Annotated in this window: 28 protein-coding genes; 15 read left to right on the top strand and 13 right to left on the bottom strand. The window is 62.3% G+C overall.

Features of this window, described 5'->3' with window-relative positions; all coding sequences use genetic code 11:
* Positions 1 to 21: 21 nt before the first annotated feature.
* The 3 genes from AC1DWZ_RS16385 to AC1DWZ_RS16375 all read right to left on the bottom strand — a co-directional run bounded on the left by AC1DWZ_RS16385 (position 22) and on the right by AC1DWZ_RS16375 (position 3,183).
* Positions 22 to 1,443 carry a calcium-binding protein gene (locus AC1DWZ_RS16385; RefSeq protein WP_477169990.1) on the bottom strand — a complete coding sequence of 474 codons (1,422 nt, stop codon included), beginning with the start codon at positions 1,441 to 1,443 and terminating at the stop codon, positions 22 to 24.
* A 257-nt stretch (positions 1,444 to 1,700) separates the two neighbouring features.
* Entirely contained in the window at positions 1,701 to 2,189 is a 489-nt protein-coding gene (locus tag AC1DWZ_RS16380) for a GNAT family N-acetyltransferase (RefSeq protein ID WP_477169989.1), read from the bottom strand.
* 160 nt (positions 2,190 to 2,349) lie between these two features.
* Positions 2,350 to 3,183, bottom strand: a complete 834-nt coding sequence (locus AC1DWZ_RS16375) for an aldo/keto reductase (protein WP_477169988.1) — start codon at positions 3,181 to 3,183, stop codon at positions 2,350 to 2,352.
* 110 nt (positions 3,184 to 3,293) lie between these two features.
* Here AC1DWZ_RS16375 and AC1DWZ_RS16370 point away from each other — a divergent pair, with 110 nt between their 5' ends.
* The 6 genes from AC1DWZ_RS16370 to AC1DWZ_RS16345 all read left to right on the top strand — a co-directional run bounded on the left by AC1DWZ_RS16370 (position 3,294) and on the right by AC1DWZ_RS16345 (position 8,851).
* Positions 3,294 to 3,485, top strand: coding sequence for a twin transmembrane helix small protein (locus AC1DWZ_RS16370; protein WP_477169987.1), 192 nt, complete (start codon positions 3,294 to 3,296; stop codon positions 3,483 to 3,485).
* Between the two features lie 3 nt (positions 3,486 to 3,488).
* Positions 3,489 to 4,049 carry a cob(I)yrinic acid a,c-diamide adenosyltransferase gene (locus tag AC1DWZ_RS16365; protein WP_477169986.1) on the top strand — a complete coding sequence of 187 codons (561 nt, stop codon included), beginning with the start codon at positions 3,489 to 3,491 and terminating at the stop codon, positions 4,047 to 4,049.
* A gap of 549 nt (positions 4,050 to 4,598) precedes the next feature.
* Positions 4,599 to 5,351: an electron transfer flavoprotein subunit beta/FixA family protein gene (locus tag AC1DWZ_RS16360; RefSeq protein ID WP_477169985.1), complete on the top strand. Its 753-nt coding sequence runs from the start codon at positions 4,599 to 4,601 to the stop codon at positions 5,349 to 5,351.
* Between the two features lie 11 nt (positions 5,352 to 5,362).
* The gene (locus tag AC1DWZ_RS16355) at positions 5,363 to 6,298 is read left to right on the top strand and encodes an FAD-binding protein (protein WP_477169984.1); all 936 of its coding nucleotides are present in this window, start codon (positions 5,363 to 5,365) and stop codon (positions 6,296 to 6,298) included.
* An 86-nt stretch (positions 6,299 to 6,384) separates the two neighbouring features.
* Complete coding sequence (locus tag AC1DWZ_RS16350; protein ID WP_477169983.1) at positions 6,385 to 7,260, top strand: 3-hydroxybutyryl-CoA dehydrogenase; 876 nt, start codon at positions 6,385 to 6,387, stop codon at positions 7,258 to 7,260.
* 37 nt (positions 7,261 to 7,297) lie between these two features.
* Positions 7,298 to 8,851, top strand: a complete 1,554-nt coding sequence (locus AC1DWZ_RS16345; RefSeq protein WP_477169982.1) for a hypothetical protein — start codon at positions 7,298 to 7,300, stop codon at positions 8,849 to 8,851.
* Positions 8,852 to 8,879: 28 nt separating this feature from the next.
* Here AC1DWZ_RS16345 and AC1DWZ_RS16340 read toward each other — a convergent pair whose 3' ends face one another.
* On the bottom strand, positions 8,880 to 9,476 hold the full coding sequence (locus AC1DWZ_RS16340) for a TlpA disulfide reductase family protein (RefSeq protein ID WP_477169981.1): 597 nt from the start codon (positions 9,474 to 9,476) through the stop codon (positions 8,880 to 8,882).
* Here AC1DWZ_RS16340 and argH point away from each other — a divergent pair.
* From argH to AC1DWZ_RS16315, 5 genes are all read left to right on the top strand, one after another.
* Positions 9,442 to 10,869 carry an argininosuccinate lyase gene (argH, locus tag AC1DWZ_RS16335; RefSeq protein ID WP_477169980.1) on the top strand — a complete coding sequence of 476 codons (1,428 nt, stop codon included), beginning with the start codon at positions 9,442 to 9,444 and terminating at the stop codon, positions 10,867 to 10,869. The genes AC1DWZ_RS16340 and argH overlap by 35 nt on opposite strands.
* Positions 10,866 to 11,042 (top strand): hypothetical protein, encoded by a 177-nt coding sequence (locus tag AC1DWZ_RS16330; protein WP_477169979.1) that lies wholly within the window; start codon positions 10,866 to 10,868, stop codon positions 11,040 to 11,042. Before argH ends, AC1DWZ_RS16330 begins: the two co-directional genes overlap by 4 nt.
* 27 nt (positions 11,043 to 11,069) lie before the next feature.
* Positions 11,070 to 12,329, top strand: a complete 1,260-nt coding sequence (lysA, locus tag AC1DWZ_RS16325; RefSeq protein ID WP_477169978.1) for a diaminopimelate decarboxylase — start codon at positions 11,070 to 11,072, stop codon at positions 12,327 to 12,329.
* Between the two features lie 79 nt (positions 12,330 to 12,408).
* Positions 12,409 to 14,946, top strand: coding sequence for a TIGR02302 family protein (locus AC1DWZ_RS16320; protein WP_477169977.1), 2,538 nt, complete (start codon positions 12,409 to 12,411; stop codon positions 14,944 to 14,946).
* A gap of 124 nt (positions 14,947 to 15,070) precedes the next feature.
* Complete coding sequence (locus tag AC1DWZ_RS16315; RefSeq protein WP_477169976.1) at positions 15,071 to 15,607, top strand: DUF4166 domain-containing protein; 537 nt, start codon at positions 15,071 to 15,073, stop codon at positions 15,605 to 15,607.
* A 69-nt stretch (positions 15,608 to 15,676) separates the two neighbouring features.
* On the opposite strand, the gene AC1DWZ_RS16310 is transcribed toward AC1DWZ_RS16315, so the two are convergent.
* Together AC1DWZ_RS16310 and AC1DWZ_RS16305 are read right to left on the bottom strand one after the other, a co-directional pair.
* Positions 15,677 to 16,060: a response regulator gene (locus AC1DWZ_RS16310; protein ID WP_477169975.1), complete on the bottom strand. Its 384-nt coding sequence runs from the start codon at positions 16,058 to 16,060 to the stop codon at positions 15,677 to 15,679.
* Between the two features lie 410 nt (positions 16,061 to 16,470).
* Positions 16,471 to 17,286, bottom strand: coding sequence for a zinc-ribbon domain-containing protein (locus AC1DWZ_RS16305; protein ID WP_477169974.1), 816 nt, complete (start codon positions 17,284 to 17,286; stop codon positions 16,471 to 16,473).
* A gap of 309 nt (positions 17,287 to 17,595) precedes the next feature.
* Between AC1DWZ_RS16305 and ftsE the strand changes: the two genes are divergently transcribed.
* From ftsE to AC1DWZ_RS16285, 4 genes are read left to right on the top strand one after another with little or no spacing between them, the layout of a single operon-like run.
* Complete coding sequence (gene ftsE / locus AC1DWZ_RS16300) at positions 17,596 to 18,327, top strand: cell division ATP-binding protein FtsE (protein ID WP_477169973.1); 732 nt, start codon at positions 17,596 to 17,598, stop codon at positions 18,325 to 18,327.
* Entirely contained in the window at positions 18,324 to 19,259 is a 936-nt protein-coding gene (locus AC1DWZ_RS16295; protein ID WP_477169972.1) for a cell division protein FtsX, read from the top strand. Before ftsE ends, AC1DWZ_RS16295 begins: the two co-directional genes overlap by 4 nt.
* A 21-nt stretch (positions 19,260 to 19,280) precedes the next feature.
* The gene (locus AC1DWZ_RS16290; protein ID WP_477169971.1) at positions 19,281 to 20,024 is read left to right on the top strand and encodes a YdcF family protein; all 744 of its coding nucleotides are present in this window, start codon (positions 19,281 to 19,283) and stop codon (positions 20,022 to 20,024) included.
* 10 nt (positions 20,025 to 20,034) lie between these two features.
* Complete coding sequence (locus AC1DWZ_RS16285) at positions 20,035 to 20,745, top strand: lysophospholipid acyltransferase family protein (RefSeq protein ID WP_477169970.1); 711 nt, start codon at positions 20,035 to 20,037, stop codon at positions 20,743 to 20,745.
* Here the strand turns inward: AC1DWZ_RS16285 and AC1DWZ_RS16280 are convergent, their stop codons facing one another.
* From AC1DWZ_RS16280 to AC1DWZ_RS16250, 7 genes are all read right to left on the bottom strand, one after another.
* A complete protein-coding gene (locus AC1DWZ_RS16280) occupies positions 20,746 to 21,156 on the bottom strand; it encodes an iron-sulfur cluster assembly scaffold protein (protein WP_477169969.1) in 411 nt (136 codons plus the stop codon).
* Positions 21,153 to 22,826 (bottom strand): NTP transferase domain-containing protein, encoded by a 1,674-nt coding sequence (locus AC1DWZ_RS16275; RefSeq protein WP_477169968.1) that lies wholly within the window; start codon positions 22,824 to 22,826, stop codon positions 21,153 to 21,155. The genes AC1DWZ_RS16280 and AC1DWZ_RS16275 overlap by 4 nt, the downstream gene beginning before the upstream one ends.
* Positions 22,823 to 23,497 (bottom strand): XdhC family protein, encoded by a 675-nt coding sequence (locus AC1DWZ_RS16270; RefSeq protein WP_477169967.1) that lies wholly within the window; start codon positions 23,495 to 23,497, stop codon positions 22,823 to 22,825. The genes AC1DWZ_RS16275 and AC1DWZ_RS16270 overlap by 4 nt, the downstream gene beginning before the upstream one ends.
* On the bottom strand, positions 23,494 to 23,820 hold the full coding sequence (locus AC1DWZ_RS16265) for an XdhC family protein (RefSeq protein WP_477169966.1): 327 nt from the start codon (positions 23,818 to 23,820) through the stop codon (positions 23,494 to 23,496). Before AC1DWZ_RS16265 ends, AC1DWZ_RS16270 begins: the two co-directional genes overlap by 4 nt.
* A complete protein-coding gene (locus AC1DWZ_RS16260; RefSeq protein ID WP_477169965.1) occupies positions 23,817 to 25,019 on the bottom strand; it encodes a vWA domain-containing protein in 1,203 nt (400 codons plus the stop codon). The genes AC1DWZ_RS16265 and AC1DWZ_RS16260 overlap by 4 nt, the downstream gene beginning before the upstream one ends.
* A 4-nt stretch (positions 25,020 to 25,023) precedes the next feature.
* The gene (locus AC1DWZ_RS16255; protein ID WP_477169964.1) at positions 25,024 to 25,965 is read right to left on the bottom strand and encodes an AAA family ATPase; all 942 of its coding nucleotides are present in this window, start codon (positions 25,963 to 25,965) and stop codon (positions 25,024 to 25,026) included.
* A 92-nt stretch (positions 25,966 to 26,057) separates the two neighbouring features.
* Complete coding sequence (locus tag AC1DWZ_RS16250; protein ID WP_477169963.1) at positions 26,058 to 26,408, bottom strand: YdbL family probable chaperone protein; 351 nt, start codon at positions 26,406 to 26,408, stop codon at positions 26,058 to 26,060.

The raw sequence follows: 26,408 nt of genomic DNA, 5'->3' as shown, positions 1-26,408 counted from the left end.
TCGCTCAATGCGAACCATCGTTTAGGCGCCGTTCCAATCGTCGTAATGTATCTCGATCATCGCATTGAGCTGGCTCATGCTGTTCACATTGGCCAGTTGCTCGTTGCCGACGAAATCAACTGAACCGCCACCGTCAAAGTCGAGTTGCAGCCAGCCGTTGGCGGTATGGCTGACGCTAACGCCGGCTCCACCCAGACCGTCCAAATCCAGGATGTCATGATCGACGTCGAAATCCTTGACGTGATCGGCGCCGTTATTGCCAAAGACTTCGAAGAAGAAGATGTCGGCAGTTTCGAGGGTGGTGCCATCACCATAGAGCGTGTCGGAGCCCATGCCGCCGAGGAGCCAGTCGGTGCCCGTCCCGCCGTGCAACTCGTCATCGCCGGCCTGACCATCTAGATAATCGTCAGCATCATCGCCGTTCATCATATCGTTGCCGTTGCCGCCCCATATGAAATCGTTGGCGCCACCGCCGAACAGATAGTCACGATCGTCGCCGCCATCGAGGGAGTCTTCTTCAGCATCGCCATAGAGGATGTCGCTGCCCTCGCCACCTTCCATATGGGCGCTGCCACCTTCAGCATAGATAGTGTCGTCGCCAGCCTCGCCCTTCAGATGGTCATAACCGTCGCCACCATGGATGCGGTCGTTGCCGCTGCCGCCGGTGATGGCATCGTCGCCAGCGTCACCATAGAGATTGTCATTGCCGGACGCGCCGGAGAGGACGTCGTTATCGGCACCGCCATGGATGTCGTCATTGCCGCTGCCGCCACTGATTTGGTCGATACCAATGCCGCCTGACAACTTATCATTGCCGGCTCCGCCGGTGAGGTCGTCATCGCCATTGCCGCCATTCAGCGTGTCATTGCCGTAGCCGCCATCCAACGCGTCGTTGCCGTTGCCGCCGGAGAGCGTATCGTCGCCGTCCATGCCGAAGAGCTGGTCGTCGCCGGCGAAACCGTACATGACATCGTTGCCGTCATAGCCGTAGAACGCGTTGCCGTCCTCGTTGCCGACAAGCGTGTCGCCGTACACTGAGCCATTGACCTGCTCTATGTCGGAAAGATTGTCGCCGAGACTGTCGGCATTGACGCCGTTGCCGAGGTTGTTGTCGTGACCTTCGCCGGTGGTGAGGTCGACATAGATGGCATCGGGCGAGTCGATATAGCTGGCGACATCGTAACCGGCGCCGCCGATCAGCTGGTCATTGCCAGCACCACCCACCAGCCAATCATTGCCGCCACCGCCAATGAGAATGTCGTTGCCGGCGAGCCCCAGGATTTTGTCATTGCCACTGCCGCCGATCAGCGTGTTGGCAGCGGCGGTGCCGGTGAGCGTCGCCTCGAAACTGCGGTAGTAGCCCATCTTCAGCAAATCGAAATCATAGCCATAGCCGCCGGGAGTTTCGCCGATCGGTTCGATCGGGGGTGTCTTCACAATCATGGCAACCTCCTCAAGGCTGGGTTCATGACCAGCGGCGGCCGGGTATCGGCCCGCCTAAAGGAGCAGTCGCGCCGTGGCCCGGATCAGGTCGCCCGTATCGGGCAAACTGTGACGGCGCTCACAGATATTCGCGCCGGCGTACCGGAATCCGGAAGATGTTGTTGGGGAACGCATACGGCGATGTATGGGGTATCGATCTAGCCCCCTCCCGACCTCCCCATGCAAGGGAGGGTTGGTGTCAAGTCTGCTCCCTGCCTTCAGGCATCGATCGGCGTGCTGAATCGCGGCAGCAGCCGGCCCTGATAGCCGGTCGGTTCCGCGCCGATGCGGATGGCGCCCATTGACGCATAGAAGGTGGCAGCCTGCGGGTCGGAATCGATGAGGAGCTCACGGGCGCCCAATCGGCGGGCAAGGTCGCGGGCCTTTTCATAAAGCGCACGGCCGATGCCCTGGCGGAGATTCTCAGGGGCGATGAAGAGGAGCGTGAGGTCGGCGGCGTCGTGGTCAATGGGGTCGACCTCGACCAGCCCCAAAGGTTTGTCGGCGGAATCAACGGCCACCCAGACGCGACCAGCCTTCACCGCATCTGCATGCACGCGGATCTGATCGCGGACATTTTCCATGAAGGCGGAATCATAGCCCCAATGCGCTTTCGAGCGGAAGCAGATGTCATCGAGGATCGGGCGCTCGGCGTCACGGGCAGGGCGGAGGGTGAAGGTATTGTGCTTGTTGCTCTGATCGTTCATCAGTCGCTCCCCCTCTCCCTAACCCTCTCCCGCGAGGGGAGAGGGGATGCGTTTTATTCGGCAGTATCGTTGAATGATATAATGATTGTTGCCTTGCGAGTGAGAAGCCCCTCTCCCCTTGCGGGAGAGGGGGTGGGGTGAGGGGATGGAACGAACATACTCATATCATCTCCAGCGGCACCGGTCTTTTCGGCGCGGGAAAGGCGGCGTCGATCTCGGCCAGATCCTCGGGCGTGAGGCGGAGGTCCATGGCGGCGGCGTTTTCCTTGAGGCGTGCGACATTGCTGCTCTTCGGGACAGCGAAGGAAAGCTTGCTGCGGGTGGCCCAGGCCAGCATCACTTGGGCCACGGTAGCATCATGGCGCTGGGCGATGGGCCGAAGTTTGGCAAACGCCTTGACGTCGCCTTGCGCCAGCGGGCAATAGGCCATCAGAGTAACACCGTGACGCGTCATGAGGGGAGCTAGGTCATGTTCCGGGCCGCGAACCCCGACATTGTAGAGGATCTGGTTGGTCTGGGTGGCGGCAGCGCCGGAGATCGCCAACCATTGCTTCATGTCATTCACATCGAAATTGCTGACACCGAAGCTCTTGATCTTGCCCTGGTCCTGCAGCTGCAGGAACGCCTTTAGCGTCTCGGCCAGCGGATCGCCGCCGCGCCAATGCAGAAGATAGAGATCGAGACACTCGACCTTGAGGCGCTTCAGGCTGCGTTCGCAGGCTTTGAGCGTCCCAGCAAAACTCGCATTGCTGGGAAGCACCTTGCTGACCATGTAAACTTCGTCGCGGCGGCCGTTGATCGCCTCGCCCACAACCTCCTCGGCGCCGCCACTGCCGTACATTTCGGCGGTGTCGATGAGGGTGAGGCCAAGGTCGATGCCGGCCTGCAATGCCTTTACCTCGGTGCTGCGCCTGGCGGCTACTTCCCCCATCCGCCAGGTGCCTTGCCCGATCACCGGGATATTGCTGCCATCCGGCAGGACTATACGTCGCATGGTCCGTTCCCTTATGGGTCTCGTAGGTTGCGGGGGGGGGGCCGAAAGCCAGCTCTTGGCCCATTCCCTTCACTCTAGCGCGGCAGCGTTCACGCCGCTATCATCAGGACATGACAACCATCATCCTCGTCTTCCTCATCATCTTCATGCTCCTCACCCTGGGCACGCTGCTGGTCGGCGTCTTTGCCATGGGCAAGGGTGGCGACTTCAACAAGAAGAATAGCAACAAGTTCATGCGTTACCGTGTGCTGTTCCAGGCCGGGGCCGTCGTCTGCTTCGTGCTTTATATCCTGGTGCGCTGAGATATGGTCCAGCTCACGCGCATATATACCAAGGGCGGCGACAAGGGTTCGACGTCGCTGGGCTCAGGCAAGCGCGTGAAGAAGCATGATCTGCGGGTTGCGGCCTATGGCACGGTCGACGAAGCCAATGCCGCGATCGGGGTCGCACGGTTGCATACAAATGGCGACATTGACGGCATGCTGAGCAGGATCCAGAACGACCTCTTCGATCTGGGCGCCGATCTCTGCCAGCCGGAGGATCCGAAGGATTATCCGCCCCTGCGTGTGGTCGAGGCGCAGGTCGAACGGCTGGAGCAGGAGATCGACCGGCTGAATGCCGAACTGCAGCCGCTGAAAAGCTTCGTGCTCTCCGGTGGCACATCGGCTGCCGCCTATCTCCATCTCGCGCGCACCATCGCCCGGCGTGCCGAGCGCGATATCACCCAGCTCATGGAAACCGAGCCGGTCAATCCGGCGGGCCTGCGGTATATCAACCGCCTCTCCGACCTCCTCTTCGTCATGGCGCGCTATGTCAATGACAAGGGGCAAGGCGACGTGCTGTGGGTGCCGGGGAAGAATAGGTAGAGCGAAACTGAACGCGCAGCCTCACCCCAGCCCTCCCTCTGAAGGGAGAGGGAGTTTGGAGCGTGGTGTTTGTGTAAATTCGGTCGGAAGGCCCTCTCCCTTCAGAGGGAGGGTTGGGATGGGGCAACGGGGAAGATTTTGCCCAAGCGGGCACCAAAGCGCTTGCGGTAGAATCGGTTCTTGGGCGAGGTCCCATTGCTCAAAATCCTGGCAAGGATTGCCTAAGGAAGCTGCATGCAGCTTACCCGAATGGGCGGAGCCAGGAGTTAACCACACGCTGCGGATGGTCACGAAGCCCTTGATATTTCGCGCTTAAGCGCTTGTTTGACGCTTCGGGGCTAGTTATGTGGCGGCGTTGACACAAAGATGCCATGCCCCTATTTTGCGCATGCGAAATTTACTGCCTCGCGGCCGTTTTGTGCGGTGTGCGAGGGCAGGGGGTGTCGCGCCGGGCACAGGGCTTGCCGAACGGGCAGGTTACCGAGCGCCGCGGGCATCGACCGTTGCAACCACAGTAGTTCAAACACTGTCTCATCCGGGTCCATCAAGATGAAAGTCCTCGTCGCAGTTAAGCGGGTGATCGATGCCAACGTGAAGGTTCGCGTCAAAGCGGACGGCACGGGCGTCGAAACCCAGAACGTCAAGATGTCCATGAATCCCTTTTGCGAAATTGCGACCGAGGAGGCCGTCCGCCTCAAGGAAGCCGGCAAGGTGACGGAAATCGTCGCTGTCTCGCTGGGCAACGCGCAGTGCGCGGAAACCATTCGTACAGCCCTTGCCATGGGTGCCGATCGCGGCATCCATGTGCAGACCGATGTCGAGCTGCAGCCGCTGGCGGTCGCGAAGCTATTGAAAGCCGTGGTCGACAAGGAACAGCCGGGCTTGGTGATCCTGGGCAAGCAGGCGATTGATGACGATGCCAACCAGACCGGCCAGATGCTGTCGGCGTTGCTCGGTTGGCCGCAGGCGACCTTTGCCTCGAAGCTGGTCTTGAACGACAACAATACCGCCAACGTGACCCGCGAAGTCGATGGTGGGTTGGAGACGATCGAGGTCAAGACGCCCTTCGTCATGACCACCGACCTCCGCCTCAACGAACCGCGTTACGCATCGCTCCCCAACATCATGAAGGCGAAGAAGAAGCCGATTGATGCCTTGACCCCGGAGCAGCTGGGCGTCGACCCCACCCCGCGACTGAAGACCTTGAAAGTGTCCGAACCGCCGAAGCGTTCGGCTGGCATCAAGGTGAAGTCTGTGGCCGAGCTGGTCGACAAGCTGAAGAACGAAGCAAAAGTCATCTGAGGTCATAGATCATGAGCATTCTCGTCCTTGCCGAGCATGACAACGCCTCGCTGAAATCAGCGACCTTGCATGCCGTTACCGCCGCCCAGAAAATTGGCGGCGACATTCATATCCTGGTGGCCGGTGCCGGTGCTGAAGGCGCGGCCGCGGCCGCGGCCAAGGTGGCTGGCGTCGCCAAGGTCCTGCTGGCCGATGACGCCATCTATGGCCATGCGCTGGCTGAAAACGTGGCCAAGCTGATCGTCAGCCTTGCCGCCAATTACAGCCATGTGCTGGCTGCCGCGACGGTCAACGGCAAGAACATCTTGCCGCGCGCCGCAGCACTCCTCGACGTGCAGCAGATTTCGGAAATCTCGGCGGTCGAGAGCCCGGACACGTTCGTGCGCCCGACCTATGCCGGCAACGCACTGACCACCGTGCAATCGTCGGACAAGATCAAGTTGGTCACCGTGCGCGCGACGGCATTCGATGCCGCCGCTGAAACCGGTGGCTCTGCCGCGGTCGAAAAGATCGCCTCGGGCGGCGATGCAGGTCTCTCGAAGTTCCTGGGCCAAGAAGTGCAGAAGACCGAGCGTCCGGAACTCACCTCGGCGCGGATCGTGATCTCGGGTGGTCGCGGCATGCAGTCGGGCGACAATTTCAAGATGCTGGAAGAAGTGGCCGACAAATTGGGTGCTGCGGTCGGTGCCTCGCGCGCTGCCGTCGATGCCGGCTTCGTGCCCAACGATTACCAGGTCGGCCAGACCGGCAAGATCGTGGCGCCGGACCTTTATGTCGCCGTCGGCATTTCAGGTGCCATCCAGCATCTCGCCGGCATGAAGGACAGCAAGGTCATCGTCGCCATCAACAAGGATGAAGACGCGCCGATCTTCCAGGTTGCCGATTACGGCCTGGTCGCCGATCTGTTCACGGCGGTGCCGGAACTGGTGAAAGAACTCGGCAAGTAAGCGAAAAGATACCCGGAAGTGGGCCCGCTGGCAGCGACGTCAGCGGGCCGCCTCTTTCCGGTGAAACGAGAAGAAGAGGTCCAAACGTGACGATCGAAACTATCGGCATCATCGGTGCGGGTCAGATGGGCAACGGTATCGCCCATGTGTGCTCGCTGGCCAAGCTCGACGTCATCATGGTCGACAACAATCCGGCGCAGTTGGCCAAGGCGCTGGAAACCATCCGCGCCAACATGAACCGCCAGGTGAAGCGCGGCCTCATCACGCAAGGCGATGAAGACGCGGCGATCGCGCGCATCAAGACCAGCCAATCATTGAAGGACCTCGGTCCCAGCGACTTCGTCATCGAAGCCGCGACCGAGAAGGAAGAGATCAAGAAAGAGATCATGCGTGCCGTGTGCCCGCATTTGAAGGCGGAGACGCTGCTGGCCAGCAACACGTCGTCGATCTCGATCACGCGCCTCGCTGCTGCCACCGACCGGCCGCAGAAGTTCATCGGCATGCATTTCATGAACCCGGTGCCGCTGATGAAGCTGGTCGAGCTCATCCGGGGTTTGGCCACCGACGACGACACCTTTACCCAGGTGCGCGATCTGGCCGAGAAGCTCGGCAAGACCACGGCGACCTCGGAAGATTTCCCGGCCTTCATCGTCAACCGCATCCTGCTCCCCATGATCAACGAGGCGGTCTATACGCTTTATGAAGGTGTCGGCAATGTCGATGCCATCGACACGGCGATGCGTCTTGGCGCCAACCATCCGATGGGTCCGCTGGAGCTTGCCGATTTCATCGGCCTCGACGTGTGCCTTGCCGTCATGCAGGTGCTCTATGAAGGTCTTGCCGACAGCAAATACCGCCCGTGCCCGCTGCTGGTGAAATATGTCGAAGCTGGCTGGTACGGCAAGAAGGCCGGCCGCGGCTTCTACGATTACAGCGGCGAAACGCCCGTCCCGACGCGCTAAATACGCCCATGCTGCGGGTGAGTGGGCAATCCCCTCGATGAGCGTCACAACGACGCCCACCCCGCGCTGGTTGTCGGCCCTTCCGTTTCTGCTTCTGTCGGCTGCCATCTGGGCATTGTGCCTCTACCGGCAGCAGCTGTCGGTCCTCAATGAAGATGTCATCTGGTTCCTGACGGCGGCAGGCCGGCTGCTGGACGGCGGCCGTTTCGGTATCGACGTCGTCGAGGTCAATACCCCGCCGGGCATCCTGCTCTATCTGCCGTCGGTGCTGATGTCGCGCATCTTCGGCCTCTCCATGGCGCTTGGCCACCACCTTGCCGTGGCCCTCATCGCGCTGGGCCCGATCGCCGTGATGGTGATGGTTCTCCATCCCGTGCTGGCGCCGAAGATGGCCCAGAATTGGCTGTGGCCTCTCGCGCAAGCCGCGTTCATCGCGTTCTGTGTCCAGATCTATCAGTTCGGCCAGCGCGACAATTTCGTCATCCTGTTCCTGCTGCCGCTCATCGCCCTGGAGGCAGCGCGGTTTGCCGGCACACGGTCGGGCACCGCCTGGCAGATCCTGGCTGGCGTGTTCACGGCGCTGGCACTGGCGGTCAAGCCGCACTATGCGATTGTCGTGCTGACGCTCTGGGGTGTCCGCGCCTGGCAGCTCGGCCTTGGCAAGACTATCAATGCGGCGGATGTGCGGTCGGCCATCTTGGCTGGGGTCGTGATCCTTATTCTCAGCTTCGCAATCTTTCCCGAATGGCTGGAGATGGGGAAACTGGGGTGGCGCTATTATGCGTATCTCAACCGGCCGATGCCCTCGCTGCTGCTCGACCTCTTCACGTTGCGCTGGCCGTTGTTCGGTATTCTGGGCATCGCCCTTCTTGCCTGGGGACGTCTGCCGCCAACATCGCCGTGGCGGCCGCTGATGACGGCGCTGCTCCTCGTCTGGCCCGGACTTGCCTTGGGTTTTGTCCTGCAGTCGAAGGGCTTTGCCTATCATCTCATCCCGCTCGAAGTGGCGACCGAACTTTTAGGCACGCTCGCGGTGATCTCGATGCTGGATAAGGGCGGTAGACCCGCGCGCACCGCCATCGGCCTGTCGCTGGCCTTATTGGCAGCAACCGTGGGCCTCACCGTCTCGGCGGTGAGCCGCAGCTTTCCGAATCCGGAAGCCCTCACGGACGATCCCACCCTCGCGGCCATTCGGGCGCAGGATGCCGGCAACGGCATGCTGCTGCTGGATACCGGCGCCTTGCCGGCGATCTACGCTGTGCCGCTTTATGGCACCAGGATCGCGTTCCGCTCGCAATGCCCCTGGCTGCTGCGTCCCATGGTCGAGGTTGCGGTCAATGGAACAGGTGCTGCAGCCCTGCAGGCGCGAGCGGACATTGCCGAACTGGAGCGAGGCCTGGTCGAGGATATGACGCGCCACCAGCCTGATATCGTGCTGGTCAACGAAAGGCCGGCCCTCGCCGACGGCTCAAGCTATCTCGCCTATTTGTCGCACAATCCGGCCTTTGCCGAAGCCTGGTCGAACTATCGGCAGGTGGCGTCCACCATGTGGGGCAAGAAGCCGATCGCGATCTATGTCAGGGCGAAATAAAACGGCCCGGAAATAACGGCCGGCTGCGTCATCCCGCTGGCTTGACGTCGAGATACTTCTTCAACACGCCCTTCACCGCGTCGGCGTTCCAGTCGGTGGCGCCGACATACATCTCCACGACCTTGCCGTCGCGGTCGATGAGGTAGGTGGTGGGCAGTGCCGAGCCTTCCAACTCCTGGAACAGATCGCTGGTGCGGTCGGTATAGAGCTTCAAATTCTTGACGCCGGTCCGCCGGAAGAAAGGGGCGGCCTTTTTGATGCCGTCGCGGTCGAGGCTGATGGCGATGACCTTGAGCCCGGCATCGCCCAAATCGGCCTGGAGGGCGTCCAGGGTCGGCATTTCGGCGACGCAAGGGGCGCACCAGCTGGCCCAGAAATTGAGCACCACCACCTGGCCCTTGAAATCGGCGAGATGGACCTTGCCCCCCAGGGCATCCTCAAAATCCTCATTGGGCGTTGGCAGGGGTGGATCGAACGGGCTAAAGTCCCCGAGCTTTGGGGAGGCGCTTTCGGCCACAGCCGGGTGAAGCTGTGCCAACCCCAGGCAAATGCCCAGAATCGTGCCCAAAAAGGCGGTCTTTTTCAGTATCATGAGTGCCAAGAACCAATCTTCGTCATCGTCCACCCCAGGACCTGATTCCGCCAACAGCATGTGGGGCGGTCGTTTTGCTGCCGGTCCAGCAGCGATCATGCAGCAGATTAATGCCTCCATCGGCGTGGACAAGCGCCTTTATGCGGAAGACATCCAGGGGTCGCTGGCCCATGCCGCGATGCTGGTGAAGCAGGGCATCATCACCGAGGTGGACGGCGCTGCGATCGCCAAGGGTCTCACCGCCGTGAAGGCCGAGATTGAGGCCGGCAAATTCGAATTCAAGGTGGCGCTCGAGGACATTCACATGAATGTCGAGCAACGGTTGAAGGAACTGATCGGCGAGCCCGCCGGCCGGCTCCACACCGCACGCTCGCGCAATGACCAGGTGGCACTCGACTTCAAGCTGTGGGTGCGCCGCGCCTGCGACGAGGTGACGGCCGAGACGCGCGCCCTGGTGGCAGCGCTCATCGACCGTGCTGAAGAGGAAGCTGCGACCGTGATGCCGGGTTATACGCATCTGCAGCCGGCCCAGCCCGTGACCTTCGGCCATCATCTGCTGGCCTATGTCGAGATGCTCGGCCGTGATCTTGGGCGCCTCGCCGATACGCGCCGGCGTCTCAACGAGAGCCCGCTGGGGGCAGCCGCCCTCGCCGGCACGACGTTCCCGATCGACCGGCAGATGACCGCCAAGGCCTTGGGCTTCGATCGGCCGGCGGCCAATTCGCTGGACGCCGTGTCGGACCGCGATTTTGCGCTGGAATATCTCGCCGCCCTCTCGATCCTCTCGGTGCATCTCTCGCGTCTTGCGGAAGAGATCGTCATCTGGATGAGCGAGGGGTTCCGGTTCATCACATTGTCCGACGCCTTCACCACCGGCTCCTCGATCATGCCGCAGAAAAAGAATCCGGACGCGGCGGAACTGGTGCGTGCCAAGGCCGGCGAGGTGATCGGTTTGATGGTGCAATTGCTTATCATCCTCAAGGGCCTGCCGCTGACCTATGGCAAGGACATGCAGGACGACAAGGCGCCGACCTTTGCCGCCACCGACACCGTGCTGCTGTCGCTGGCAGCGATGACAGGGATGGTGCGCGATTTGACGCCCAACCGCGCGCGCATGCGCGATGCCTGCGAGCGCGGCTTCCTGACCGCGACGGATCTGGCCGACTGGCTGGTCAAGGCACTGGGCCTGCCGTTCCGCGATGCGCATCATGTCACCGGCACGCTGGTAAAACAGGCAGAGGGCCAGGGCAAGGGCCTTGCTGATTTGAGCCTGGCTGATATGCAGGCAGTCGAGCCGCGCATCACGCAGGATGTCTATCCGGTCTTGAAAGTCGAGAATTCGGTGGCTGGCCGCAGATCCGAGGGCGGAACGGCGCCCGACAATGTGCGGGCCGCCGCCAAAGCCGCCAGGGAGCGCTTGTTATGAAGATGTCGAAGATTTCCGTGGTTCTGCTGACGGCAGCGTTGGTGCTGGCGGCCGGTGTCAGTGCCTGTGGCCGCAATGGTGTCCCCGAACTGCCCAAGGAAGTCCATAAGGACCAGTTCCCGCAGCAATATCCGCAGACAGTCAAACCGCAGACGGGCGTTTTCAGCGGTTGATGCGTTTCCGTTCTTAGAAAGACTTCCATGAGCCATTTCCATTACCAGAACGGCGAGCTTCATGCCGAGGGCGTCCCCTTGAGCCGTATCGCGGCCGAGGTCGGGACCCCGTTCTATTGCTATTCGACGGCAAAGCTTGCCGACAATTTCCGTGCCTTCGATGCGGCCTTGGGTGGGCTCAATGCGCGGCTTTATTATTCGCTGAAAGCCAATTCGAACCAGGCGGTGATCAAGACGCTGGCCAGCCTGGGTGCCGGCGCCGATGTGGTGTCGGTGGGCGAGATGTACCGGGCGCTGAAGGCCGGTATCCCGGCCAGCGACATCGTCTTTGCCGGGGTCGGCAAGACGCGCGCCGAAATGGCGGAGGCGCTGAAGGCGGGCATCTATCAGTTCAACGTGGAATCGCCGGGCGAGCTGCGGACACTCAACGAGGTCGCGCTGCAATTGGGCAAGCGCGCGCCGGTCGCCCTGCGCATCAACCCGGATGTCGACGCGAAGACCCATGCCAAGATCGCGACCGGCAAATCGGAAAACAAATTCGGTATCGACATCGATCATGCGCCGGCGATCTATGCCGAGGCCGCGAGCCTGCCCGGCATCGAGGTGAAGGGCCTTGCCTGCCACATTGGTTCGCAGCTCATCGATATCGCGCCGTTCAAGGATGCCTTTCGAAAGATGTCCGATCTAGTCAAGGCACTGCGCGCAAAGGGCCTGACCGTAGAGAGGATCGATCTTGGCGGTGGCGTCGGCATTACCTACCGCGACGAGCAGATCATCAGTTTCGCCGACTACACCACAGCCGTGGCGGAGAATTTCGGCAATATGGGGCTGAAGCTCGAGGCTGAGCCAGGTCGCAGCATCGTCGGCAATTCCGGCATATTGGTCAGCCGCGTCATCAATGTGAAGGAGGGGGTCAACCGCACCTTCGTGATCGTCGATGCGGCGATGAACGACCTCATCCGCCCGACGCTCTATGATGCCTATCACCAGATCCTGCCCGTGCAGCAGCCGGCCGACGACGCGCCCGTGAAACGGGTTGATGTGGTGGGGCCGATCTGTGAGACCGGCGACCAGTTTGCCGAGCAGCGGCCGCTGCCGCCCTTGAAGCCCGAGGACCTTATCGCCTTTGGCGAGGCCGGGGCCTATGGCGCGGTCATGTCGTCGACCTACAACACGCGCCCGCTAGTGCCGGAGGTGTTGGTAAAAGGCGATAAGTTTGAAGTGGTTAGGGCGCGCCAAACTTATGACGCAATCATCGGCCAAGACAATCTGCCCAGCTGGCTGTAAATTTAGCGCCAGCAATATCCCACCTTATTCCTTCTCCCTTTAGGGAGAGGGAGAAGATCGGCGACAACCAGGAGGACAGATGGCAAGACGCCCGGTTCTCGGGGAAGAGAGAGACAAAAGCCCGGTAACGCCGACGGGGTTGCCGATCGGTGTCCGGCTGATGGCCGTTCTTGCCTGGGGTATCCTGGCGCTTGAGCGGCTATGGTCTGCCCTCACACCACCGATTGCCGTGCTGGCGCTGGCGCTGGCTGTCGCCTGGGCCGGCCTGCCGCGCCTGCTGCCGGTCTGGCTTCATACGGCCCTGCTTGCTCTGGCTGCCGCGGGCCTTGGGTTTGCCCTGTGGCGTGGCCTGCGTGGCTTCCGCCTGCCGAACTGGCGCGATGCCCTCCGGCGGCTGGAACGGGACAGCGGCCTTGCGCACCGGCCGCTGACCCATATCGACGATGCCCAGGTCAGCAACCTCATCGATCCGGCGGCGACCAGCCTGTGGCAGCGACACCGGGCGCGCCTTATGGCGTCGATTGGCCGTCTCGACCTCAGCTGGCCGGATACCGGCCTGGCCATGCGCGATCCACGGGCGCTGCGGCAGTTGGCGCTGCTGCTGGCGGTGGCCAGCTTCTTCATCGCCAATGAAGCCTGGCTGCGCCGCATCGACCAGGCCTTGCTGCCGAACTTTGCGGGCATTGAGGATATCGACCAGGTCATCGTCGAGGCCTGGATCACACCTCCGGATTATACCGGCCTGCCGCCGATCAGCCTCGCCAAGGACCAGGTGGCGGAAGATGCCAAACCCCTCGACGTGCCCGCCGGTTCCCGCTTGCTGATGCAGGCACAGGGGCTGCCGACGAGTGGCGTAGGTGGTCCGGCGACGTTGCTGGCCAATGACGCAAAGACTCCCTTCGAAGCGCTGGACGGCACGACACAGCGGGCGGAAGCAACGTTGACCACGGGCAGCAGCATCGGCGTCAAGTCGGGCCTCGCCACGGTCATCGAATGGCCGCTGCATATTGTCTCGGACCGCGCGCCCAGCGCTGCCTTTGCCGGCGATCCCGCCGTCACCGACCGCGGCGTCCTGCGTCTCAATTACACCGCCCGCGACGATTACGGCGTCACCGATCTGCGCCTGGTCGTCAGCCGCGGCACGGAAAGCTTCGAGTTCAAACTGCCGCTGTCGCAATCCGGCGTTGATACCGACGGGTCGCGTATTGCCAAGGGCGGCAGCTTCCAGGATCTGACCGCCCATAGTTGGGCCGGGCTCGATGTTGAGCTGCGGCTGGTGGCGCGCGATGCGATGGGCCAGATCGGCGCGTCGGCGCCCCTTGCCATGACTCTGCCGGAGCGGAAATTCTATCATCCGGTTGCCCGCGCCATCATCGAACAGCGGAAGCGCCTCGCCGTCGACTGGCGCGACCATCAGTTGGCAGCGCGCGAATTGATGTTGTTGAAATCGCAGCCGGAAACCTATGAGGACCGGATTGCCGCCTTCCTCGGCATGGATTTCGCGGCACGGCGGCTGATGGCGTCCGAATTCGCGCCATCGGACCTGCCGCCGATCCTACAATTGATGTGGGATACGGCGATCGATCTGGAGGATGGCGGCACGTCGCTGGCCTTGCGCGAATTCCGCCGCCTGCAGCAGGAATTGCAGGATGCGCTTGATCGCGGTGCCCCGGATGAAGAAATCGAGCGGCTGATGAACCAGCTGCAGGAGGCGATGAATCGCTACATGCAGGATCTGCAGCAGCAATTGCAGCGCGCCATGGAAAGTGGCCAGCCGATGCGCCAGCTTTCGCCCAACGGACTGAAGCTGTCGCAGCAGGACCTCAACCAGATGCTGAACGATGCGCGGCGCATGGCACAATCGGGTGCCAAGGATTCCGCCAAGCAGATGCTCGATCAGTTGCAGAAGATGATGGAGAATCTGCAGGCGGGCGTGCCTTCGATGATGAGCCGCGAAGGCCAACAGCAGCAGCAGCTTTCCAACGAGCTTGGCCGCCTGATGCAGCGGCAGCAAAAGCTGCTCGAAGACAGTTATAATGCCCAGCGCGGCCAGCAGCCTGGCCAGCAAGGCATGGGCGAGGGTGAGATGAACCCGGGCCAGGGCATGGATGGTCAGGGCATGCCGGGTGATCAAGGCAGCGGTGCCGGATCGGGTGCCACGGGGCAAGAACAGTTGCGCCGCGATCTTGGCAATCTCATGCGCCAGTTCGGCAATACCTTCGGCGACCTGCCCGATGGCCTCGGCCAGGCCGAGCAATCGATGCGCGGTGCCGTCGAAAATCTCAACAATCAGGATTTCGGCGGGGCGGCTGAAAACCAGAACGATGCGCTGAGCCAATTGCAGCAGGGCCTGCAATCGGCACAGCAGATGATGCAGCGGCAGGCCGGCCAGGTGCCGGGCCGCGGCCAGCGCGACAAGATGGATCCGCTCGGCCGCGCGACCGACGATGGCAACGCAGGCAGTGCCGTGGACACGTCGCGACGAGACGGCTGGCCGCTGTCGGAGCCGCCTGAGGAAGCCAAGAAAATCTTCGAGAATATTCAGAAGCGCCGCAACGACCCCACGCGTCCGAAAATCGAACGCGACTATCTCGATCGGCTGCTGAAGCAGTTCTGATTCAAGAATCCCCGGATACATTCCAACAGATGGTTTCGAGATATCGAAACGACCGGCGATGTCGGCTGTGTCGTGCTAAGCCGATAGTCGGCGCCAAGCATCGACGAATCGACGGGGGCAGAAGGTGGCACAGAACGTCCTGACAGAATGTCTGGGGGTCGATTTCGCCCGGTTGCCGGAGGTCGTGCAAAGGGCTCATCAGGGGCAGATCAATCTGGTCGGAATTGTCGCCGTCGAGCGTGGTACCGGCATTTGTGCGCTTATTGGAGCGATCATGAAGTTGCCACCCGCTGCCCGTGCCTGCCTCATGACGGTGCATGGCGAGCATCTGCCGGACCGGATGATCTGGCGACGCGATTTCGCAGGCCGGCGCCTGGAAAGCAATTTTTCCATGGCGGGCGCCTATCTCGTCGAAGCCATGGGACCGCTGCGGCTACGCCTGAAGCCAGAGGTCGCCGGGGGAGCCCTGCATTATCGGCTGGTCGATGTACGCTTGGGTCCTATCACGCTGCCGTCGTGGCTGGCGCCACGGCTGACGGCCTGGGAGAGTGAGCACGGCGATCATTATGAATTCAACGTCAACATCGAGCTTCCGCTATTGGGGCGGCTCGTGCGCTATGGCGGATTGCTGGAGCTTGTCGCACGCGAGGAGTCCGCTTAGGGCAGATCACGACGGTTCAAGCGATATCCGGCTAAGTACTGCCTGGCTCAGAGCTGCCTGGAAACGGTTTTATCCGAGCTGACGCTGGCCGCTCAGCGCTTCGTCGACGGCATTGCAGATCTGCTGCAGGCTGAAGGGCTTGGTAATGACGTCGGTGACCGGGCCCTGCTGGCCGCGGAAACCGTCGGCGCGTTCACGGGCTTCGGCAAAGCCGGTCATCATCAGCACGGTCATGCGCGGGTTGATCTTGGCTGCGGTCTCGGCCAAAGCGAGGCCGTCGAGGCCAGGCATGACGATATCGGTCAGCATCAAATCATAGGTCTGTGCCTTCAGGGCCTTGATGGCAGCATCGCCATCGCCCACGGCGGTCACTTCATGGCCACGATGGGTCAAAGCCCGGGTCACAAAAGCGCGCACAGATTCGTCGTCTTCAGCGAGCAGAATCGCGGACACAGTATTTTCAGTCCTTCTGGTTCTGTAGGTCGTAGCGCGTGCACTCAATGCCGACATCAATCCACCAATTCCTCACATTACCCGCCGTCATGAATGCTGGCTCGCCAAGGTACTAATTTCCCGGTTGGCCAACAGAGGATGGCCAACCGCCCATTAACGATCACATCCAAACTTGGTTCCCGATATCCATCGGGCTCCAAAATCGACTTACCTGCTTTCCGACTATTGCCAACCGGCTGACCAGACCAAACGACTCGGGGGAAAATGACCGAGTGGTCAACGATCTCGGGGTGAGCTTAAGCGGAAACCGTTAATTATTGGTAAGATCGAGCAACCGTCGAGGCGCATTTCGACAGTAGAAAGTGGCAGATTTGAGGCATTTTGACGTGGAGGCAGATAGACAGCTGCCGTTAGTCGGGCATTTGGCCAAATGTGACCTCGAGGCTTTTCGACCCCTCGGGTGGGTTCTCAAAAAAAGTGCGGAACGTAATAGTTTCGCCGGGCTCGATCACATCCTGCTCAAGCTGGAAGAGGTGGCCCGGCTGCAAGACGATCTTATTGCCCGAAGCATCCTTGCCATAGGGTATTGCCTTTAGATCCGGCAGCTTCACCGGATAATCCGATGCGTTGAAGACGTCGGCCTGGATGGAGATGACCGCCTTGCCGTCCTCGTTGCGGCGCTTGAACACCAAATTGCCGATCTGCAGGTCTTCGGCAGGGTTGCTGGTCGAGAGGCCCATCAGGCTGTAGACAATGTCGAGCGCCGGAACGGCGCGGGCGATTTCGGCTCGGAAGAAGAAACCCGCCGCCACCAGGCCCACCAGCAATCCCGCGATCAGATACAAGGGCAAAAGCGCAAAGCGGCGCCTTGGCATCATCGGGCGCAGCTTGGGCGGAACCGTGATCGGCCCTGTCGGCCGCTGGGGTGAACGCGGTCGGGGCGGCGCCGCTGGGATATCCACCGCCTGGGCCATGGCTGCCGCATCGGGCAAGGGGTCGGTCATGTCGGCGGCAAAGGGGCTCGCCGCGGTGCTGGCGGCTGCGGCCGAGTCTGCTACCGATTCCGCGAGCGGGTCGGGGCTGACACCCTCAGGCGTTTCCAATTTCGGCGGCAGCTGCTTCCATTTATGGCCGCATTTCGCACAGCGCACATTGCGGCCAGCGTCACCAAGCAACGCGGCATCCAACGAAAAGCGGGTGGCACAAGCTGGGCAGGAAACAATCACTGATTCGTCCGCTCGATCGATAACCCCAATCGTTATAGGTCCGGGAAATGCATCGGACAAGCCCAAGGGCTGCGTTTAGCTGCTGCTTGCGCTGCACAAAAGCCTGGAAAATCCGCTATTCTTGGCTTGCCTGCCTGAGGGTCGCCGCGCCGAGTCGGGGCGGATTCGGGCCGGGTGCATCTGCTTTACGAAGGCAAAGGCGCTATGCCATGTTAGCGCCGATCCTCGGCCAGAAATGGCGCAAATTCGATTGGCCCCCTGCTATTGGGCTAGCTCTTTCAAGTCTCTGGTCAGTTGGGATGGGCGACAGTGGTTTTATTCGATCAGGTATCGGTGCAATACGGCGCCGGACCGCAGATCCTGCGAGATATCAGCTTCACCCTGGCGCCTGGCTCGTTCCACTTCCTGGTCGGGCGTTCCGGTGCCGGCAAATCCTCGTTGTTGAAACTGATGTATCTGGGCCTGCGGCCCAGCTCCGGTCTGGTGAGCCTGTTCGGGCGCGACGTGGCGACACTGCAGCCGGCCGATTTCCCGTCCATCCGCCGGCGCGTCGGCGTGGTGTTCCAGGATTTCCGCCTCATTGAACATCTCTCGGCGCTGGACAATGTCGCCTTGCCGCTGCGGGTCGCTGGCGTGCGCGAATCCGATATCCGCCGGCATTGCAGCGAGCTGCTGAGCTGGGTGGGCCTTGCCGAGCATCTCAACGCACTGCCGGCTACCTTGTCCGGCGGGCAGCAGCAGCGCGTTGCCATTGCGCGCGCGGTCATTGCGCGGCCCAATCTGCTGCTGGCCGATGAGCCCACGGGCAATGTCGACGACGTCATCGGCTTGCGCCTCATGTACCTCTTCGAAGAACTCAACAAGCTTGGGACAACGGTGGTGGTGGCGACGCACAACGATGCGCTGGTCAGCCGCTTCACGCATCGGCAATTGCGGCTGGAGCAGAGCTCGGTGCGGATCTTCGATCCGGCCGGAGAATCGCAACCGCGCCCACTCTCGCCTTATGTGATGCCCACCACCGGTGGGCAGGAGCAGGCATGATGCTGGGCCTGCGCACCGACCTGCCGCTCAACCGCGATGCCGCGGCGAAATTCCTGCCCTGGATATTGGGGTTCATGGTCTATCTGGCGGCGCTGGCCGTAGGCTCGGCCATGGTGGTTGATCGCCTATCAGCCAATTGGCAGAGTGGCCTCACGGGCAACCTCACCGTCGAGGTGCCGTTCACCGACGATATCGGCGTCACCGAGCGCAGCGAGATTCTCGACAAGGTGATCGACCTTTTGAGTGCCACGCCGGGCGTCGCCGGCACCACCTTGCTTGACGACCGCGAGATCGCGCGCCTGTTGGAACCCTGGCTGGGGGCCGAGGCCAGCGAGCTCGACATTCCGCTGCCGGCCATGATCGCGGTCACGCTGCGCGACGATGCCGCACTCGACCAGGTCCAACTGCAGCATGATCTCGAAGCCATCCAGCCGGGTGCCCGGGTCGATGACCATGCAGATTGGATTGCCGATGCGCTGGCCTTCCTGCGTGGCCTCAAATTGCTGGCGGCCCTGCTCACGGGCCTGGTGCTGGCGGCAACCGCGCTCACGGTCATTTTCGTGACCCGGACCGGCCTCTCCATCCACCGCAGCGTCATCGAGATCGTGCATCTCATAGGGGCGCCCGATTCCTATATCGCCCAGCAGTTCCAGGCACAGTCGCTGCGCCTTGGCATCGTTGGGGGTGTCGTGGGCACGATCCTGGCGGCAGCCACCCTGCTGGGGGCGGATCATCTTCTGCATCTCACCAGCTCCGTCACGGCGGCTGGTAATGTGGCCGGTGGCGACCCTTCGGGCCTTGCCCTCAATCTCGATGTCAAATTGTTGCCCTGGCAATGGGGGGTGCTTGGCCTGCTGCCCTTTGCTACGGCGCTGATTGCCATGATAACCGCCCGCTGGACCGTTTTGCGGTCGCTGGCGCGGTTCATTTGAACCTGCTAGATAGGGCGCGCTATGGGGGTCAACCGCATCAATTTCCGCGATCCGCACGCACAGCGCGAAGGGCTGGGGCGCAAGCTTGTCCACATCCTGCTGCTGGCGGCGTTCGTCTGGTTCATCGGCTTCATGGGATTTGCCGCCTTCATCCCGCGTGAGGTGAAGGATGCGACCAGCAAGACCGATGCCGTGGTGGTCCTCACTGGCGGTGGCGACCGTTTGGCGGAAGGGTTCCGGCTGCTGGGTGCGGGCCTCTCACCCCGGTTGCTGATCACCGGTGTCGCACAGGGCGTCACCCTGACTCAGGTGATCGATGGCATGGGCGACAATAAGAGCGTGGCCCCCAGTGGCGACCTGCTGACCTGCTGCGTCACCTTGGGCTATGAAGCTGGCAACACCGTCGGTAATGCGGTCGAGACCGCGGCCTGGGTGCGCGACAACCATGTGCAGTCGGTGCGGCTGGTGACGGCCAACTACCACATGAAGCGCAGCCAGCTGGAATTCCACCGGGCACTGCCTGGCCTCACCATCATTCCGCACCCGGTCTTCCCCAAGGAGATGCAGGATTCCTGGTGGTTTGTAAAGCCGCACACCCTGGCATTGATTGCCGGCGAATATCATAAATTCATCGGCGCCTGGGCACGCGCCGAATTGCAGGATGTGCTGGTCTCTATGAGCAATCTGCGCGACCAGAGCGGCTGGTCCTGGCCGGACATCTCGCTCCCGGACTGGAAATGGCCCGACTGGCTGCCGAAACTGTGACGGTGCCGTCATGACAGCCCTGCGCGCGATCATCTTCAACATTCTTTATCTGTTGTGGACGGTGGCGATGCATATCGTCTGCCTGCCGCTGCTGTTGGCCTCGCCGCAAACCATTCATGCTGCCGGTAAGGTCTGGATCGCCGGTGCCTTGTGGCTGCTCAAGGTCTGCGTCGGTCTCGCGGTGCGCGAAATCGGTACCGAGAACCTGCCGGCGGGTCCGGCACTCTTTGCGGCCAAGCATCAATCGGCCTGGGAGACGCTTTATCTTTCGTGGCGTCTCAATCATCCGGCCTTCGTGCTCAAGCAGGAATTGCTGATGATCCCGGTCTTCGGCTGGTTCTTGAAGCGGGTCGGCATGATTGCCATTGACCGCAGCGGCAAGGCCAGCGCCCTGAAGAAGATGGTGGCCGATGCCAAGGCCGTATTTGCCGCCGGCCGGCCAGTGATCATCTTCCCGGAAGGAACGCGGGTGGCGCCGGGCGCGCGCCAGCCCTATCAGCCGGGCATCGCAGCGCTCTATGCGCAGCTTGAGGTGCCGGTGGTGCCGGTCGCGCTCAATTCCGGCCTGTTCTGGGGTCGTAAGGCGATCGTCAAGAAGGCCGGCATCATCACCATCGAATATCTGCCGCAGATCCCGCCAGGCCTCGACCGCAAGACCTTCATGCGCGAATTGGAAGCCCGCATCGAAACGGCTGCCGAACGGCTGGCGACGCACCCCTAGCTAGAATCCGGCCAGCGCCTTGGTCAGGGCGCCGTAGGGCAGCAGCACGCAATCGCGGCGCGACTTTGCCTGTTGGACGGGCGTAAATATCTCGAGCGCCGGCAGAGGTGCAGCACCACCCTCCTTCATCATGGCGGTGATGCCGGCAGCAAGTTCCCGCGCCTCTGCGGTGGTCTTGCCGGGCCCGAGTTCAGCGATGCTGGCGGCGGCTGCCTCGCAGAGCAGGCAGCCTTTGACCTCGTGACCCACTTCCATGATCTTGCCGCCTTCGAGGCGCAGGTCGATGGTGACGCGGTCGCCGCAGAGTGGATTGTCGAGACGCGCCGTAGCAGTCGCATCCTTCAGCCGGCCTTTACCAACGCCTGCCCGGGCCTTCGCCACCAGCGCATCGTGATAGAGCGCCGTGCTCATGAGGCACGGTCCTGATCGTTTTCCTGGCCATTTTCCTGGCCGCTCCCCTGGGCCAGCAATTGGCGATAGGCTTCGGGCGTGTCGACATCCATGAAGATCTGCCCCGGCTCGGCGGGAATTTCGGCAACCAGTTCACCGTTGCCGCCGATGATATGACGGGCACCGACGTCGCCGTCGAGTGTCAGCATCTCGGCAAAGAAGCGGCGGTCGAACAACACCGGGTTGCCACGCTTGCCGTCCGCCACGGGCAGCACGATGGCGCGGCCTTCCAGTGGATTGTAGGCAGCGACGATGTCGCGGACGAGCTGCTGCGAGATTTGCGGCATGTCGCCGAGGATCACCAGTGCGGCATCGATTTTGGGCGAGAGGGCCTTGATGCCGGCCTTCAACGACGCCGCCATGCCGTCGGCATAGTCGCGCGCCTCGACGAATTTCAGGGGCGCCGGCACATCGCTCAGGGCTGCCTTCACCTTGCCGGCCTGATGGCCGGTGACGACGACGATTTCGGCGAAGGTTGATTTGGCTACGGTGTCGAGCACATGCGCCACGATCGGCCGGCCGGCAAGATCGAGCAGCAGTTTGTTGCGGCCCATGCGGCTGGATCGGCCGGCGGCCAGCACGATGGCGGCGATCCTGGGGGCAGCGGATTCCGGTGGCCGCGCTTCCCGTGGCAGGGGGCGGCTGGGGACTTCCGCGAGCAGGCCGCCGATGCCGAGTGCGCGAATGTCCTGCTGTCCGACGGCGAGCCCCGCCAGCAGGCGCTGCATTACCCAATCGCAGCCATTGAGCTTGATCGACCGCGCACAGCCCGGCAGGCCGAGGATTGGGACATGGCCGATATGGGCGAGCAGCAACAGATTCCCGGGATCGACCGGCATGCCGAAATGATCGACCGTGCCACCCTGCGCAGTGACGGCGGCTGGGATGACATCGCGCCGGTCGCTGATGGCGGAGGCACCGATAACCAGCACCATCTCGGCGCCCGCCGTCAGGGCGGCGCCGAGGGCGTCCTGCAAGGCAGCGGTATTATGGGCGCAGCGGGTCGATATCGGCGCTGCCTGTCCCATGCCTCCAAGACGCTCGGTCATGACGCGCTCGGTCTTGTCCAGTACACTGGGCTTGATGCCGGACAATTCGGTCTGGATGAGCGCGATCCTGTGCGGACGGTAAGGGTGAAGGCGCAGCAGCTTCTGTCCCGTCGCCGCTATGCGCTCCAAAGCCTGCGACAGGACGGCTTTCGGCAAAGCATAGGGGATGATCTTGATGGTGGCGGCCATCTGACCGGGGATCATCGCGGCAAAAGGCGGCAACGTCGCCAGGGTGATCGCCTCGTCGATGCCATTGAGAGTATCGATCGCAGCCGCCTCCAGTGCCAAGACGCCGGCCGTGGCGGCATGGATGTTGACCCGGCCGGCAAAGGCCGGTTCGAGCGGCAGGTTCTGGTCACCACCGGTGAGCGCTGTGGCCAGTTGCTGGGCCGCCTCATTCTCGCCGACATCGCCCGGCTCCAGCTTGGCGACCGTCACGGCTTCATGCCCGGCAGCACGCAGGGCGGCGATATCGGCAGCGGTGAGGATGCGCCCTTTGCGGAACATGTCAGCACCCACGCGCTGGCTGTGGGCCAGCACGGCGCCGATGCAGTCGGCCAGGGGCAAGGCAGCGAAAATCATCGCGCGGTGGGCTTCTGCCGACGCGCCGCGGTGAGCTGCGCCAAGACCGAAACCGCGATCTCGGCCGGCGATTTGGCACCGATATCGAGACCGGCCGGGCCATGGATGCGCGCCATCTCCGCCTCGGTGAAACCCAGCGCATGCAGGCGCTCAAGGCGCGATGCATGGGTCTTCCTGCTGCCCAAGGCGCCGATATAAAAGGCCGGGGAGCGCAAGGCGCCAGCTAACGCCGGATCGTCTAGCTTCGGATCATGGGTCAGGGTGATGATGGCTGAGCGCTGGTCGGGTTTCAGCGTCTCCAGCGCCTCGTCGGGCCAGTCCTGTGACAGGGTGACGCCCGGGAAGCGGTCTGCCGTGGCAAAAGCACCGCGCGGATCGACCACGGTCACGTCGTAACCGGCAAGCGTCGCCATGGGGGCCAGCGCCTGGGTGATATGGACAGCACCGATGATGATGATGCGCGAGGGCGGATTGCGGACCAGCACGAAGCAACGTTTGCCGTCGAGCATGAGTTCGCCACTGCGATCATCCTGAATGGCCTGCGCGACCTCGCCGTTGGCGTTGGCAACGGTGAAGACGGACTGCGTACCGCTTTCAAGCTCGGTCACCAACGCGGCCGGCTGCCGGGCAGCGGCCAGATCGGCCAGTTCATCGATCAGCTTGAGCTTCATTCGACGCGCTCGACAAAGACCTGCAGCTTGCCGCCGCAGGCGAGGCCAACTTCCCAGGCCTGTTCGTTGGTGACGCCGAAATCGAGGAGACGCGGCTTGCCGTCTTCCATGATCTCGATCGCCTCGCGCACCACGGCGCCTTCGACACAACCGCCGGATACCGAGCCCAGCATGCGCCCCTCGCCATCGACGACCAATTGGCTGCCTGGCTGGCGGGGCGATGAGCCCCAGGTCGCGGTCACGGTGGCGATGGCGACCTTGCGGCCGGCGCGTTTCCAATCGGCGGCGATCTGCAGAAGGTCTTCGTCCTGGGTCCCGCTCATGCTGCCCTCATTTCCAATCGGCTGTTGCCCGGCGCGGTCAAGGCGGCGGTCAGATTGTGCATGCTATCGAGATTATGGATGGCGCGGAAATCGTCAACATGACGGATCATCACACGGGGGCCCTGGCTGATCGGCTGATAGGCCTCGAACCGCAGGAGCGGGTTGAGCCAGATGAGGCGCCGGCAGGATTTGTGCAGGCGCTCCATTTCCCGCTCCAGGACATCGATCGCATCGCGGTCGAGACCGTCGGTGATGATGAGGACGAGGGCGCCTTGTCCCAGCACGCGGCGGCCCCATTTCTTGTTGAACTCGGCGAGGCTGGGTCCAATGCGCGTGCCACCCGACCAATCCTGCACATGCTTTGCGACCCGGTCCAGGGAGACATCGATGTCGCGTGCCTTCAAATCGCGGGTGATATTGGTCAGGCGCGTGCCGAACAGGAAGGTATAGACGCGGTCCCGGTCACTGGTGACCGCGTGGAGGAAGTGCAGGAACAGGCGCGAATAGCGGCTCATCGACCCAGAGATGTCGCAAAGGACCACCAAGGGCGGATGGCGGCGCTTGCGTGTCTTCATCTTCAAGGGAATGGTGCCGGCACTGCGCAGGCTGGCACGCAAGGTGGCCCGCAGATCGACGCGGCTGCCACCCGGATCCGGGCGATAGCGCCGGGTCGGCACTTCCATGATCGGCAGGCGGAAATTCTTGATCAGACGCTTGGCTTCGACGATCTCGGCCGTGGTCATGCGTTCGAAATCCTTCGACTGCAACAGCTCGCGGTCGGAGTAAGTTAGGCTGGCATCGAGCACCACTTCTTCCAGCTCGCCCGGTTCCGGCGCCTGCTGCGGCTTGTCGCCCTGGAGGGCGTCGGCGATGCGGGGGGGCAGTTCCTCCTGCGTTTCCTCGGGCTCCTCGCCTTTGAAACGCGGCAGCAACAGGCCCATGACGCGATTGAGCAGCTTGGGGTTGCGCCAGAAGACGTGGAATGCCTGGTCGAACAATTCGCGCTGGTCGCGGCGATTGACGAAGACGGCGTGCAGCGTCCAGTAAAAATCCTCGCGGCTGCCGATGCCGGCTGCCTTCACCGCGGCGAGGGCTTCCAATACCTGGCCTGGTCCGACGGCCAGGCCGGCGCCCCGCAACACCCGTGCAAAATGCATGATGTTTTCGAAGAGGCGGCTTTCCTTTTCGCCGGCACTCATAATGTTACGCCCGGCGGACGGACTGGACGCGCGCGGCGGAGATTTCCAGTTTGATCTCGTCGAGAATCTTCGCCGCTTCGGTGCCGCGGATCTTCGCGATATCATCCTGGTACTTGAGAAGGGCACCAAGGCTGTTATCGATCACTTCCGGCGAAAGCGAAGTCTGGTCGAGCTGCAGGAGCGCGTCGGCCCAATCTATGGTCTCGGCAACGCCGGGCAGCTTGAACAGTTCGCGGCCGCGCAGTTTCTGCACGAAGGCCACGACCTCTTCGGCGAGGTCCAGTTCCGCCGCCGGCACCTTGGTGCGCAGGATTTCGAGCTCGCGCGCGGCATTGGGATAGTCGACCCAGTAATAGAAGCAGCGCCGCTTGATCGCGTCATGAATTTCGCGGGTGCGGTTCGAGGTGATGATGACCAGCGGCGGTTCTGCAGCCTTGATGACACCGATTTCCGGAATCGTTACCTGGAAGTCGGATAGGATCTCAAGGAGGAACGCCTCGAACGGCTCGTCGGTGCGATCAAGCTCGTCGATCAGCAGAACAGGTGGGCCCTTTGGGCTGGGTTCCAGCGCCTGCAGCAGCGGCCGCTTGATCAGAAAACGTTCGGAGAAGATGTCGGCTGCGATCTTGCCCTTGTCGCCCTCATGCGCTGCTTCTGCGAGCCGGATCTCCAGCATCTGCCGCGCATAGTTCCATTCATAGACGGCAGCCGCGACGTCGAGACCTTCGTAACATTGCAGCCGCACGAGATCGCGGCCCAATGTCTGGCTCAATACTTTAGCGATTTCGGTCTTGCCGACGCCTGCTTCGCCTTCCAGGAACAAAGGGCGCTTCAGTTTGAGCGCCAGGAAGATCGCGGTCGCCAGAGAACGGTCGGCAACGTAACGACCCTCGCCCAGCAGGGCGAGGGTCGCATCGATGTCGACCGGCAGGTCGCGTCTGGTCATCTGCGCTGGCTCATCTGCTGGGCGTCCCCTCCAGTATCTCGCCCCGACTTAAGCCGGGTGCCGGATGTCTGGTCTAATTTCTGGCGTTCGGCCTATTTCTGTTTCCAGCTGCCGGTTGCGTCCATGTAATACATGCCCGGCTGCAGCACTTCGCGAATGATCTTTTCGGCGGTGATGGCGGCGATCTGTTCCACCGGCACGCCTTTTTCGCCCGCAATCTGCTGATAGGCGGCGCGGCGCTTGGCGTTGATGTCGTTGACGAGGTTCTTCACGTTGGCAGGCGCTGCCGGATCGACCACAGCGACATATCCATCAGCGCGCTCGCCGACCTGGCCGGATGCGCGCGCATCGTCAAGTGCATCGGCATGGGCCGGCAACGTGGCAAGGCCAAGGCCACCGATCAGAAGCAGGGTGGCGAGGAATGAGCGAAAGGCGTTACGCAT

It is taken from the genome of Dongia sp. P2_B8, assembly GCF_056404715.1.
The sequence above is the reverse complement of the archived record's forward strand: the minus strand, read 5'-3'. Positions and strand labels throughout refer to the sequence as shown.